The sequence below is a fragment of the Microbacterium trichothecenolyticum genome (genome assembly GCF_041938625.1).
In the GTDB taxonomy this organism is placed as follows: Bacteria; Actinomycetota; Actinomycetes; order Actinomycetales; family Microbacteriaceae; genus Microbacterium; species Microbacterium trichothecenolyticum_D.
Genome location: NZ_CP169427.1, coordinates 3,007,130 through 3,019,998, shown reverse-complemented (window position 1 = coordinate 3,019,998; position 12,869 = coordinate 3,007,130). Strand labels below are relative to the sequence as shown.

The window sequence follows — 12,869 nt, the reverse complement described above, 5'->3', positions numbered from 1 at the left end:
GTGGGCTCAGGCGAGTGCGGCGAACAGCGCCTTGATCGTCGCCTCCGGCCGGTCGCGGTGCGGGGAGTGGCCGGCGTCGGCGACCACCGAGACCGAGAAGTGCGGGTTCGGCGCGACGGCGGCCTCGGCCGGCTTGCCGCGGAAGATCGAGTACACCGCCGGGTCGGACGCGATGATGTGGGTCGGAACGGCGATGCGGAGCGCAGCATCCGTCACGTCCCACTCCGCATTCTGCGCGCTCGTCTGCTCCACGGCCCAACGGCTGGCCTGTTGCGCCGACAGGGCCTTCAGCTCGATGTCCTGCGGGTGCCAGTGCGGGTGCTCGGCGCGCACGGCCGCCTGCGACGGATCGTCGAACGACCGGGTCTGGCTGTCGCGCACGATGTCGCGATCGTGGTCGGTGAGCGCGATCGCGGGGTCGATGAGGACGAGACGGCGGGTCCACGACGGGTCGCCTGCGGCGGCGAGGACGGATGCTGCGCCCCCGAGCGAGTGACCGATCACGAGGTCCCACGATCCGTCGCCGTCAGGCCGGGTCGCCGAGACGTCCGCCGCGTAGGCGGCCAGCGTGTAGTCGAGCGTGCGCGGTGCGGTGCCGTGTCCGCGGAGGTCCACGGCATCCGTCCGCCATCCCGTCTCCGCGAGAGCGGTGCCGTAGCGCCACATCAGCGCTCCGTTCGAACCGAGACCGTGGATGAGGAGGGCGCGGTGGTCCGCAGCGGCGGCGCCCCACGACAGGCGGGGGAGGGTGACGGGCGTGGGCATGCGTTTCAGCCTAGGAGAGCGGCCCGGTGCGCCCGTGCACGCGGCAGGATGGGAGTGGAGGTTGGCATGATCTCGACGGAACTGGCGTTGGCGCTGCGCGAGGCAGGCCTCGTGTGGCACCCGCGTTCGGGTGACCGCTTCCAGCTCGACGAGCCGGAGTTCGAAGCCGACGTCTTCACCGTCAGCGAGATGACCATCGAGCCGCGGGAGTACCCGACCGGCCGCATCCTCGCGTTCAACGGCACGACCGAGTGGGCGCTGGATTCCGTCGCGCTCGAGGACGCGCTGTGGCTGCCGTACGAGCACCAGCTGCGCGAGCTCCTCCGGGGCGCCTTCCGGACGCTCCGGCGCCTGCCCGACAATCACGAGGTCGAGATCGTCGTCGGCGGCGAGCGGCGGGTGTTCGAGCACCCCGAGCCCGCCGACGCCTACGCCCTCGCCCTCCTGGAACTGCTGCGCCGCCTGGGGTGACGGGGCTCAGCCGATCGTCGTCACCGGCTCGGTGTCGGGGATCGGGCTCGCGCCGCGCACGCGCAGGTCGGGCAGGCCCCGCGCGAACACGATGGCGACGAGGAGTCCCAGTGCGCAGAACGCCGCCGCCGACGTGTACGCCGCCGTCACACCGCCCGGACCGTCGATGAGGATGCCGGCGACGGCCGAGCCGGCGGCGGCCCCGATGAGCTGGCCGGTGCCCACCCACCCGAACGCCTCGGCGGTGTCGCTGAACTTGACGCTCGCGGTCGTGACGGCCGACAGCACGGCGAGGGCCGGCGCGATGCCGATGCCGGCCAGGAACAGCGTGGCGCCGATCCACCACACGTTGACCCACAGCGCGGTGAGGGCGAGTCCGATGGCCACGACCGTCAGGCGCCGTGCCATCGCCCAGCGCCCCATCGGCAGGTGTCCGAAGGTGAGGCCGCCGGCGAGGCTGCCGATCGAGAAGACCGCAAGCACGAGTCCCGCCTCGAGTCCGCCGTGGTCGAACGTCGCCACGACGCTCGCCTCGACGGCCGCGAACGAGCCGATGAGAAGGAAGCCGATGACCGTCGCGAGGAGGATGGGCGGACGGGTGAGCACCTTTCCGAAGGACCGCTTGCTGCGCGGGATGCGGACGCGTCCGACCTCGGGGGAGAGGATGAACCAGGCGCCGCCCGCCACCAGGATCACCACGACCAGCATCAGGCCGACGACCGTGCCCGCCTGCGTCGCGACGAAGGTGATGAGCACCGGGGCGAGGATCCAGATGAACTCCTGCAGCGAGGCATCCAGCGAGTAGAGCGCGGTCAGCTGCGTCGAGTTGACCATCTTGGCGTAGATGGTGCGGACCGCCGCGACGATGGGCGGCGTCGCGGCACCCGCGATGAAGCCGAGGACGATGTAGACCGGGACGGGGGCGACGAGGAACGCGATGGCCGTGAGGGATGCTGCGGCCACGACGGTCGTGAGCGTCAGCACCCTGCGCATACCCCAGCGACCCATCCAGCGGCTGGTGACGGGGCCGGCGAGCGCCTGGCCGATCGACACCGCGGCGAGGACGACGCCCGCTGCACCGTAGGAGCCGGTGAGCCCCTCGATGTGCAGGAGGATCACGAGGCTGATCATCCCGTTGGGGAAGCGCGCGGTCAGCTGCGCCGCGATGATACGGGCCACCCCGGGGGTGCGCAGAAGTTCCCGGTAGCCGGCCACCAGACAACGTTACGGTACGCCCGGGGATGTCCTGGCACCGCCGCGTCCGCGGCCACGGCGCACGGCCGGGTGCGACACGCCCGCGACACGCCGGGCGGACTCTCCACAGGCGAATCCGATGTCGGAGGCCGTGACTAGGTTCGCGCCTGTGGACGGATGCGGCCGTGGCGTTCGAAAGCCCCGTGATCCCGGCCTTTTCCAGACCATTGCGGCTGTGGATGGATCCGTGGACAACCTGTGTTGTACATGGGGAGAACGGTGGAAAATCACACTGATGTAACTACTAGCCCTTGTGGTGCTATCGAATGTCGGCACCCATATGTAGTATTGGACTCCCGGTGGGGGGACTACCGGGAAAGAGCACCGGATGCCACCGGGGGAAGCACTGAGGAGACGGAATCGACATGGCGATCACGGTTTACACGAAGCCCGCGTGCGTGCAGTGCACGGCGACGTATCGAGCGCTCGACTCCAAGGGGATCGAGTACGAAATCCACGACCTCTCCGAGGACCCTGCGGCCCTCGAGCAGGTCAAGGCGCTGGGCTACCTCCAGGCGCCGGTCGTCATCACCGATGAGGACCACTGGTCGGGCTTCCGTCCCGACAAGATCGACGAGCTCGCCTCGCGTCTGGCCTGAAATGTCTGCTCTCGCGACGCCAGGCGTCGCGACGAGCGCGCCACTGCTGGTCTACTTCTCGAGTGTGTCGGGCAACACGGCACGTTTCATCGAGAAGCTCGGCGCGCGAGCAGTCCGGATCCCGCTTCATTCGACGGATCCGGCGCTCGTGGTCGACGAGCCGTACGTCCTCGTGACACCCACTTATGGCGGAGGCCAGGGAAGGGGCGTCGAGAAGGGCGCCGTTCCGAAGCAGGTCATCCGGTTCCTCAACGACGAGCGCAACCGCAGCCTCATCCGCGGGGTCATCTCCGCAGGGAACACCAACTTCGGCGAGCACTTCTGCATCGCCGGCGACATCATCAGCCGTAAGTGTCACGTGCCGCACTTGTACCGGCTAGAGGTATTCGGCACGCCTGAAGATGTGGAACGCGTGAACGCGGGATTGGAACGATGGTGGGAACTCTGACGCAGACCGACTTCAAGACACAGGCACGCTTCGAGGGCATGGACTACCACGCCCTCAACGCGATGCTCAACCTCTACGACGCCGACGGCAAGATCCAGTTCGACGCCGACAAGCGTGCGGCGCGGGAGTACTTCCTGCAGCACGTGAACCAGAACACGGTGTTCTTCCACTCCCTCAAGGAGCGTCTCGACTACCTGGTCGAGAAGGAGTACTACGAGGGCGCCGTGCTCGACAAGTACTCGTTCGAGTACATCCAGAAGCTCAACGACCTCGCGTACTCGAAGAAGTTCCGCTTCGAGACGTTCCTCGGGGCGTTCAAGTACTACACCAGCTACACGCTGAAGACCTTCGACGGCAAGCGCTACCTCGAGCGCTTCGAGGACCGCGTCGTCATGACCGCGCTCGCGCTGGCCGACGGCGACGAGAAGCTCGCCACCGCCCTGGTGGAAGAGATCATCTCAGGCCGTTTCCAGCCCGCGACCCCCACGTTCCTCAACGCCGGCAAGGCGCAGCGCGGCGAGCTCGTTTCGTGCTTCCTGCTCCGCATCGAAGACAACATGGAGTCGATCGCCCGCGGCATCAACTCCGCCCTGCAGCTGTCCAAGCGCGGCGGCGGCGTGGCGCTGCTCCTGTCGAACATCCGTGAGTCGGGTGCGCCGATCAAGCAGATCGAGAACCAGTCCTCCGGCATCATCCCCGTGATGAAGCTCCTCGAAGACTCCTTCTCGTACGCCAACCAGCTCGGCGCGCGTCAGGGCGCCGGTGCGGTGTACCTCAACGCGCACCACCCCGACATCATGCGGTTCCTCGACACGAAGCGTGAGAACGCCGACGAGAAGATCCGCATCAAGACGCTCTCGCTGGGCGTCGTCGTCCCCGACATCACGTTCGAGCTGGCCAAGAACGGCGAGGACATGTACCTCTTCTCCCCGTACGACGTCGAGCGTGTCTACGGCGTGCCGTTCGGCGACATCTCGGTCACCGAGAAGTACCGCGAGATGGTCGACGACCCGCGCATCAAGAAGACGAAGATCAACGCGCGCGAGTTCTTCCAGACCCTCGCGGAGATCCAGTTCGAGTCGGGCTACCCGTACATCATGTTCGAGGACACGGTGAACAAGGCCAACCCGATCAAGGGCCGGATCAACATGTCCAACCTGTGCTCCGAGATCCTGCAGGTCAACACGCCCACCACGTTCAACGAGGACCTGTCGTACGACCAGATCGGCAAGGACATCTCGTGCAACCTGGGCTCGCTCAACATCGCCCTGGCGATGGACGGCGGCGACCTCGCGAAGACGGTGGACACGAGCATCCGTGCCCTCACCGCGGTGAGCGACCAGAGCCACATCCGCTCGGTCCGCTCGATCGAGGACGGCAACGACCGCTCGCACGCGATCGGCCTCGGGCAGATGAACCTGCACGGCTACCTCGCCCGCGAGCACGTCTACTACGGGTCGGAAGAGGGTGTCGACTTCACGAACATCTACTTCTACTCGGTGCTGTTCCACGCGCTCACCGCGTCGAACAAGATCGCGATCGAGCGGGGCGAGACCTTCGACGGGTTCGCCGACTCGACGTACGCGTCGGGCGAGTTCTTCGACAAGTACATCGAGCAGGAGTGGGTGCCCGCGACGGCCAAGGTCGCCGAGATGTTCGCCGGCCACCACATCCCGACGCAGGACGACTGGCGCGCGCTGAAGGCCTCGATCCAGCAGCACGGCATCTACAACCAGAACCTGCAGGCGGTGCCGCCGACCGGCTCGATCTCGTACATCAACAACTCGACGTCGTCGATCCACCCGATCGCGGCGAAGATCGAGATCCGCAAGGAAGGCAAGCTCGGCCGCGTCTACTACCCGGCGGCGTTCATGACGAACGACAACCTGGAGTACTACCAGGACGCGTACGAGATCGGCTACGAGAAGGTCATCGACACGTACGCCGCCGCCACCCAGCACGTCGATCAGGGGCTGTCGCTCACGCTGTTCTTCAAGGACACCGCGACCACGCGCGACATCAACAAGGCCCAGATCTACGCCTGGCGCAAGGGCATCAAGACGATCTACTACATCCGCCTCCGCCAGATGGCGCTGGAGGGCACCGACATGAGCGAGTGCGTCAGCTGCACGCTGTGACCCCCGGTCGTTGAGCGAGCTTGCGAGACGAAACGTTTTCGGAGAAGAAGGAAAGATGAGCGAGAAGCTCCAGCTCCTGGACCACGTCCAGGCCATCAACTGGAACCGCATCCAGGACGATAAGGATCTCGAGGTGTGGAACCGCCTCGTGAACAACTTCTGGCTGCCCGAGAAGGTGCCGCTGTCGAACGACATCCAGTCGTGGAACACGCTCACCCCTGAGGAGCAGACCCTCACGATGCGCGTGTTCACGGGGCTCACGCTCCTCGACACGATCCAGGGCACGGTGGGCGCGGTGTCGCTCATCCCCGACGCGATCACGCCGCATGAAGAGGCCGTCTACACGAACATCGCGTTCATGGAGTCGGTGCACGCGAAGTCGTACTCGTCGATCTTCTCGACGCTGTGCTCGACGAAAGAGATCGACGAGGCATTCCGCTGGTCGGTCGAGAACCCGAACCTTCAGAAGAAGGCTCAGATCGTCATGGAGTACTACCGCGGCGACGAGCCCCTCAAGCGCAAGGTCGCCTCGACCCTGCTGGAGTCGTTCCTGTTCTACTCGGGCTTCTACCTGCCGATGCACTGGTCATCGCGGGCGAAGCTCACCAACACGGCCGACCTCATCCGCCTGATCATCCGCGACGAGGCCGTGCACGGGTACTACATCGGCTACAAGTTCCAGCGCGGACTCGAGACGGTCGACCAGGCCAAGCGCGACGAGATCAAGGACTACACCTTCTCGCTGCTCTACGAGCTCTACGACAACGAGGTGCAGTACACGCAGGACCTCTACGACGGCGTCGGCCTCACCGAGGACGTCAAGAAGTTCCTGCACTACAACGCCAACAAGGCCCTCATGAACCTCGGCTACGAGGCGATGTTCCCCTCGACCGTCACCGACGTGAACCCGGCGATCCTGTCGGCCCTGTCGCCTAATGCCGACGAGAACCACGACTTCTTCTCGGGGTCGGGATCGTCGTACGTGATCGGCAAGGCCGAGGCCACCGAGGACGAGGACTGGGACTTCTAGAAGTTCCAGATCACGCCTCGCCTATATTGGGCGGCTGAGAGGCCCGGACCCGCAGGATTCTGCGGGTCCGGGCCTCTTTTCGTGCCTTCTCACACCAGACCCGGTAGCGACAGCGAACGCTCACCCGCCCGCACAATCGCGGCACGAAGCGTGGCGGACTCGAGATGAGAACCGCCGCGACGCCGGCCGCGCGCCGCTATGGCGTCCACCACGGCCGCAGCGGAAGGTCGGCATCGTCGCTGCTCCCCCGGGAGTTGACGGCCAGAACGTGGTGCAGCTCGATCCCGCCCGATTCGAAGGCGAGCCGGGATCCGGCCATGTAGAGGCCCCACACCTTTGCGGCAGGCAGTCCGATCTCGGCGACCGCTTCGTCCCAGTGCTCGACGAGGTTCGCGCACCAGTCACGGAGCGTCAGGGCGTAGTGGGGGCGCAGGTTCTCCTCGTGCAGCACTTCGAGCCCGGCATCCTGTGCCTCGGTGATGATGCGACCCGAACCGGTCAGCTCGCCGTCCGGGAAGACGTAGCGGTCGATGAACCCCCGCGCCGCGGGCTCGGTCTTGTTGTCACTGCGGGTGATGCAGTGGTTGAGCAGCAGGCCTCCCGGGCGTATCCGCGAGCGCAGGAAGCGGAAGTACGCCGGGTAGTTGCGCACCCCGATGTGCTCGAGCAGCCCGATCGACGACACCGCGTCGAAACCGGTCTCGGCGATGTCACGGTAGTCGCCGTACCGCACCTCAGCGTGCTCCAGCCCTTCGTCGGCGATAGCGCGCTGCGCCCACCCGGCCTGCTCGTGCGACAGCGTCACTCCGAGGGCGTGGACGCCCCGACGAGCGGCGTAGTGCACCATGCCGCCCCAGCCGCAGCCGACGTCGAGCAGCCTGTCGCCCGGCTTCAGCCGCAGCTTCTCGAACACGAGCCGGTATTTGTTCTCCTGTGCCTCCTCCAGCGACGCGTCGAGGTGCGGATAGCACGCGCACGTGTAGGTCATCGACGGGCCGAGCACCCACTCGTAGAAGATGTTCGAGACGTCGTAGTGGTGGTGGATCGCCTCGGCATCGCGCGACTTGCTGTGCCGCAGGCCATCGGCGATGCGCCTCCAGCGCGGGGGCACCTCCTGCGGCGGCGGCGCGACCGGGCGCAGATGCTCCACGCCGATCGAGCGGACGATCCGGGCCATGAGCCGCGGCGATGGTCGCGTGAACTCGAGGCTCTCGAGCGTCTTGAGCAGCTCGTACGGGTCGCCGGGGTGCACGCCTCGGATGTCGAGATCGCCGGCGATGTAGGCACGCGCGAGCCCGAGATCGCCGAACCCGGTGATGAGATAGGTCGTGCCGCGGGGTGTCTTCAGGTCAAGGGCGAACGGCGCGTCCGAAGGTCCGGCCGTGCTGCCGTCATACGCGGTGAAGCGCAGCGGCAGCCGGCCCGCCGTGAAGATCTCGAGCACCTCGGCGAGCGAGAGCTTGCCGGAGTCCGCGTCGCCCGTGCCGTCCGCGTCGCCATCGGCCGCGGCATCCGTCCGTTCCTCGGATGTGGTCATCGTCGTTGCACAGCCTTCTGATAGAGGTCGAGCAGTCGCCCGTCGGGGTCGTACCGCCTTTTCACCGCTCGATAGTCGGCCCCGCCGTAGAGCGAGTCGAACTCCTCCCGCGAATAAAACACGTCGGAGTACAGCGATTTGTGCCCGTCGAGCTCGCCCACCTTCCGCTCGATCAGCCGGTTCGTCTCGCCTTCGGTGACGCCGACCGGCACGGTCGACCATAAGCCGACGTTGACGTAGGTCTCGGCTGGATGCAGCGGGTAGAGCGGCCACGCGTCTTCGTCGCGCAATCGCAGCGGACAGAGCCAGATGGGCGTGATCGGCACGTTCCCGAGGAACCAGTCGACGAATTCGGCGCACCGGGCGATCGGCACTTCGATGTCCTGGATCACGCGCTCGCGTGCGGGGCGCCCGCGCATCTTCTCCAGGCGATCCCCGATGTCGAATCGGCGTTCCAGCCGCATGAGCCTGCTGTACGTGGCGCTGCTGAGGTAGCGTCGGGGCCACACGCGACGGACGAGTGGATGCTGCGCCCCGAACGCCGCCGAGCACCAGAACCAGTCGGTGTCCCACCGCCAGAGGTAGTTGTGGATGATGAGTCGGTCAGCCCTCGCGGCGTCGTCGTGCTGCATGGACCGGTAGTAGATGTGTCGGCCGGTATAGTCGCTGACCGGACCGGGCGCGGAGCTCTGGGTCCCGACACACAGGTAGCTCTCGTCGGCGCTGAACACCACGCCGTCGAGATAGTCCACCGGCACGTCGTCCAGCCGACGCGTTGCGACGATGCGGTCCATTGCCGCCATCAGATCGTCGATCGTGTGAAAGCGCACGTGCCGAAGGGCCACGAACGGCTGAACCGTCTCGAGTTCGATGCGCAGTCGCACCGCGTAGCCGAGAGTGCCGTACGAATTGGGGAACGCCCGGTACAGGTCGGCGTGCTCGCTCGGGGATGCCGTGATCACCTTCCCCGCACCGGAGAGGATATCCATCTCGAGCACCGACTCATGCGGCAGCCCGCTTCGGAACGACGTCGACTCGATGCCCAGGCCCGTGACCGCGCCGCCGAGCGTGATCGTCTTCAGTTGCGGCACGACGAGGGGTGCCAGCCCGTGAGGCAGCGTCGCGGTGACGAGATCCTCGTAGGTGCACATGCCCGCGACGTCCGCCGTGCGACCCTCAGGATCGACGCGGATGACTCCCGTCAACCCCGACGTGTCCAGGCCGGGGGCGGCAGTTGCCGAACGCGAGCGGAACAGGTTCGAGGTGCGCTTGGCGAGCCGGACCTGCGCGTCCGGCGGCAGCGCCCAGTAGCTCTCGAGCAGCCGCCGCACGCCGGCGGCGTGCGCGGTGCGGGCGTCGGTCGCGGGTGCGGACACGACCCCACGCTAGTCTGCGGCGGGTTTCAGGTGATGGATCCCGCTCGCTGCAGGTCTGGTCTCACAGCGCGCAAGCGGAGCCGCGCTCGGACGCACCCCCGGGGGTGGTCGCGTTCTATCGCGATCGGACCTCAGTTTCGATCGATCTCATCAGAGCGTGGTGACGTCGCACCTGCTCTTGGCCTCGATACACGGTTCGCTCTCCTTCGTACTCGCTGGAGACCCACCCGGTGTAGCCATAGGTGATGAGAGTTTCGATGATCTCGGACCACGGCACCTGGGCGTCGACGAGGTTCTCGTCGATGTCGAGGAACTTCGCCTGGATGAATCCGACGTCAGGGAGAACATCGATCAGGTCGTTCAGCGGTACGGCGAGCGGCTTCATCCAGCCGTCCTTGTGGGCGTCGGCGCTGATTCCGGGCTGGACACGGACGGGAGATGAGTTCCTGCAGCGAATCAGTGAATTGGTTGTGCGCCGCAGCACATGACTGGCTTCAGATGGACTCACCAACCGAACGGCCTCTCTCAACAACTGGAAGGCGTCATCGGTGCCGCTCCCTCGCAGCCGAGAACCTTGCTCGCCCCGGCAGCCCTCGCTCGATGGGTCGATAGCGGCAGTCCCCTCGGACACGCCGCAGTGCTTCAGCGGAACCCGGCAGCCTTCGCCTGACTGTGAGCAACCACCTCGGCGTTCAGCAGCGAGGAGGGGCTGCTACTCCTTGCGAACTCACGCAGCCCATACTTCCCTGCGCGCGCCGACTCAGCCGAGTGTGCAGAACGCTCTTGAGGTCGCCCGATCGTAGCCGCGTGGCGTGGTCGGCGAAGACCTCCTCGGGAGTACGGGCAATTGATCGCTCCACATTCAGGACCCGATCGTCGCCGCGGCGACGGTCGCGAACCGGTGGTCGTCGGCGGGGGCGCCGCCCCCGACGCCGATCGCGCCGATGAGGTGGCCGTCACGGTGAACCGGCACCCCTCCGGCGATGAACAGCAGCGGTCGGTCGAGCGCCGTCTGCAGGGAGTGGAATGGTCCGTCGGGCTTCACCGCGTCGACGACGTCCGCAGTGGCGGCGTCGAGCTGAAGGGCCGTGTAAGCCTTGCGGATGCTGGTTTCCCCGGAGATCAGCACCGCGTTGTCGTCGCGACGGAAGGCGAGGAGGTGGCCTCCGGCGTCGAGGACGGTGACGCTGACGGTTGCGCCGGCCCGTTCGGCGGCGTCCCGGGCGGCGGCGATGAGGCGGTCGGCGTCGGCGGTCGTGAGCTTGCTGATGGTGGTGGTCATGGGGATTCTCCTTCTCGATCGGTGTTGGATAGTGGTCGGCTCAACGGGCGGGGGAGTCTGCGGTCGCGTTCTCCGACGTATTCGCGCCGGTCGACGAGCCCTCCGCAACGCCAGCGGCTGCAGCATCCGTTCGCGTACTGCGTCCGGCTGCGGCCGCGATGATCATGACGACGAGGGCGGCGACGGTGATGACGGCGCCGATCCAGATGGGGGAGGTGTAGCCGAGGCCCGCGGCGATGCCGACGCCGCCTGCCCATGCGCCGATGGCGTTGCCGACGTTGAACGCGCCGATGTTCGCGCCCGAGGCGAGGGTGGGAGCTTGGCCGGCGTAGATCATGATGCGGCTCTGCAGACCGGGCACGGTGCCGAATCCGAATCCGCCCATCAGGAACAGGGCGATGATGGTGGCGGCCTGGGATCCCGCGGACAGCGCAAAGAGGGCGAGGATCACCACGAGTGCCGCGATGAAGCCGATCAGGGTGGCGTCGATGGAGCGATCGGCGAGCTTGCCGCCGAGCCAGTTGCCGACCACGAGGCCGGCGCCGAACAGGACGAGCAGCCAGGGCACCGCGGTGGTGGGGAACCCGGTGACCTCCGTCAGGGTGTAGGCGATGTAGGTGAACGCGCCGAACATGCCCCCATAGGCGAGGACGGTCACGAGGAGCGAGAGCCACACCTGGCCGGAGCGGAACGCTCGCAGTTCGCCGCGGATGCTGATCCGCTCTTCCGGGCTGTGAAGGGTCGGCACGAGGGCGGCGATGCCGATGAACGCGAGGACGCCGATCGCGGAGATCGCCCAGAACGTCGAGCGCCAACCGAGCTGCTGGCCGAGGAACGTTCCGAACGGGACGCCGAGCACGTTGGCGGCGGTGAGTCCGGTGAACATGATCGCGATGGCGCCGGCCTTCTTGTCCGGGGCCACCATGCTTGCGGCGACGACGGAGCCGATCCCGAAGAACGCGCCGTGGCACAGAGCGGCGAGGATGCGGCCGATCATCGCGAGGCTGTAGTCCTCGGCGATCGCGGTGAGCACGTTCCCCAGGATGAACAGCACGATCAGGCCGAGCAGGACGGGCTTGCGGGGCAGTCGGGTGGTTGCCGCGGTGAGCACCAACGCCCCGACGACCACCGCGAGGGCGTAGCCGGAGATCAGCCATCCGGCGGCTGCTTCGGAGACGCCGAAATCGGCGGCGACCTCGGGCAGCAAGCCCATGATGACGAACTCGGTCAACCCGATGCCGAAAGCGCCGATAGCCAGCGCCACGAGACCCAAAGGCATGACAATCTCCTCGTGAGACGGTAAGGTAGTTGCAAGCGCGGGATAATGCACAAGCAAGGAAGATCATTGCACACGCAAATACACCGCGCAAGCAACTATTTATTCAGGAGTGTCACATGGGCATCGGCGACGACGCTGTTGAGGTGCGAGCGCAAGGGTGGCGCACGCTCGCGGCGCTGCACGGACTGATCGAGTCGGAACTGGAGCGCGGCCTCGCGGCGGTCGAACTGTCCGTGGTGGAGTTCACGGTCCTCGACGCGCTCAGTCGGCAGGACGGCTGGCACATGCGGATGCAGCAGCTCGCGCGTGCTGCAGCGCTCAGCCCCAGCGCCACCACGCGTCTGGTCACCCGCCTCGAAGACAGGGGGCTGCTCACGCGCATCCTGTGCGCCGACGACCGCCGCGGCATCTATACCGAGCTCACTCCCAGCGGGCGCGCACTCTATGACCGGGCGCTGCCTGTGCACGACGAGGCCCTCGAGCGTGCGCTCACTGACGCCGCCGACCGGCCAGAGCTCGCTCCCGTCGTGGACGCGCTCCATGGCGTCGCGCTGCCAGCGCTGTCGGCGGCGGGTGCGTGAGGCGAGACGCAGCTTTCGCGCTGAGCTGGTAAACCTCGCCCGGGACTCGTGCCGCGTTCCCCCGGGAACGCTCACCGCGGGATGTATGAGGACACGCGGTCTGCCGTGA

The 12,869-nt window shown here is 66.7% G+C and carries 13 protein-coding genes; 7 read left to right on the top strand and 6 right to left on the bottom strand.

The window, feature by feature from the left end; genetic code table 11:
• Positions 1–6: 6 nt before the first annotated feature.
• The gene (locus tag ACEYYH_RS14020; RefSeq protein WP_374974966.1) at positions 7–765 is read right to left on the bottom strand and encodes an alpha/beta fold hydrolase; all 759 of its coding nucleotides are present in this window, start codon (positions 763–765) and stop codon (positions 7–9) included.
• 66 nt (positions 766–831) lie between these two features.
• On the opposite strand from ACEYYH_RS14020, the gene ACEYYH_RS14015 reads away from it, so the two are divergent.
• Positions 832–1,236, top strand: coding sequence for a pilus assembly protein CpaE (locus ACEYYH_RS14015; protein ID WP_374974965.1), 405 nt, complete (start codon positions 832–834; stop codon positions 1,234–1,236).
• Positions 1,237–1,242: 6 nt separating this feature from the next.
• Here ACEYYH_RS14015 and ACEYYH_RS14010 read toward each other — a convergent pair whose 3' ends face one another.
• On the bottom strand, positions 1,243–2,451 hold the full coding sequence (locus ACEYYH_RS14010) for an MFS transporter (protein WP_374974964.1): 1,209 nt from the start codon (positions 2,449–2,451) through the stop codon (positions 1,243–1,245).
• Between the two features lie 404 nt (positions 2,452–2,855).
• On the opposite strand from ACEYYH_RS14010, the gene nrdH reads away from it, so the two are divergent.
• Genes nrdH through nrdF form a run of 4 tightly spaced genes read left to right on the top strand, consistent with a single transcriptional unit; the run spans position 2,856 to position 6,705 of the window.
• Complete coding sequence (nrdH, locus tag ACEYYH_RS14005; RefSeq protein WP_116196298.1) at positions 2,856–3,089, top strand: glutaredoxin-like protein NrdH; 234 nt, start codon at positions 2,856–2,858, stop codon at positions 3,087–3,089.
• A gap of 1 nt (position 3,090) precedes the next feature.
• On the top strand, positions 3,091–3,537 hold the full coding sequence (nrdI, locus tag ACEYYH_RS14000; RefSeq protein ID WP_116196299.1) for a class Ib ribonucleoside-diphosphate reductase assembly flavoprotein NrdI: 447 nt from the start codon (positions 3,091–3,093) through the stop codon (positions 3,535–3,537).
• Entirely contained in the window at positions 3,522–5,675 is a 2,154-nt protein-coding gene (gene nrdE / locus ACEYYH_RS13995; protein WP_374974963.1) for a class 1b ribonucleoside-diphosphate reductase subunit alpha, read from the top strand. Before nrdI ends, nrdE begins: the two co-directional genes overlap by 16 nt.
• A 55-nt stretch (positions 5,676–5,730) precedes the next feature.
• On the top strand, positions 5,731–6,705 hold the full coding sequence (nrdF, locus tag ACEYYH_RS13990; protein WP_109210305.1) for a class 1b ribonucleoside-diphosphate reductase subunit beta: 975 nt from the start codon (positions 5,731–5,733) through the stop codon (positions 6,703–6,705).
• 196 nt (positions 6,706–6,901) lie between these two features.
• Here nrdF and ACEYYH_RS13985 read toward each other — a convergent pair whose 3' ends face one another.
• Positions 6,902–8,242, bottom strand: coding sequence for a class I SAM-dependent methyltransferase (locus ACEYYH_RS13985; protein ID WP_374974962.1), 1,341 nt, complete (start codon positions 8,240–8,242; stop codon positions 6,902–6,904).
• Entirely contained in the window at positions 8,239–9,618 is a 1,380-nt protein-coding gene (locus ACEYYH_RS13980) for an FAD-binding oxidoreductase (RefSeq protein WP_374974961.1), read from the bottom strand. Before ACEYYH_RS13980 ends, ACEYYH_RS13985 begins: the two co-directional genes overlap by 4 nt.
• 157 nt (positions 9,619–9,775) lie before the next feature.
• Here ACEYYH_RS13980 and ACEYYH_RS13975 point away from each other — a divergent pair, with 157 nt between their 5' ends.
• Positions 9,776–10,060, top strand: a complete 285-nt coding sequence (locus tag ACEYYH_RS13975; RefSeq protein WP_374974960.1) for a hypothetical protein — start codon at positions 9,776–9,778, stop codon at positions 10,058–10,060.
• A 420-nt stretch (positions 10,061–10,480) separates the two neighbouring features.
• On the opposite strand, the gene ACEYYH_RS13970 is transcribed toward ACEYYH_RS13975, so the two are convergent.
• Positions 10,481–10,900, bottom strand: coding sequence for a heme-binding protein (locus tag ACEYYH_RS13970; protein WP_374974959.1), 420 nt, complete (start codon positions 10,898–10,900; stop codon positions 10,481–10,483).
• A 40-nt stretch (positions 10,901–10,940) separates the two neighbouring features.
• Positions 10,941–12,179, bottom strand: a complete 1,239-nt coding sequence (locus ACEYYH_RS13965) for an MFS transporter (protein ID WP_374974958.1) — start codon at positions 12,177–12,179, stop codon at positions 10,941–10,943.
• A 116-nt stretch (positions 12,180–12,295) separates the two neighbouring features.
• Here ACEYYH_RS13965 and ACEYYH_RS13960 point away from each other — a divergent pair, with 116 nt between their 5' ends.
• Complete coding sequence (locus ACEYYH_RS13960) at positions 12,296–12,760, top strand: MarR family winged helix-turn-helix transcriptional regulator (RefSeq protein WP_374974957.1); 465 nt, start codon at positions 12,296–12,298, stop codon at positions 12,758–12,760.
• Positions 12,761–12,869 lie beyond the last annotated feature (109 nt).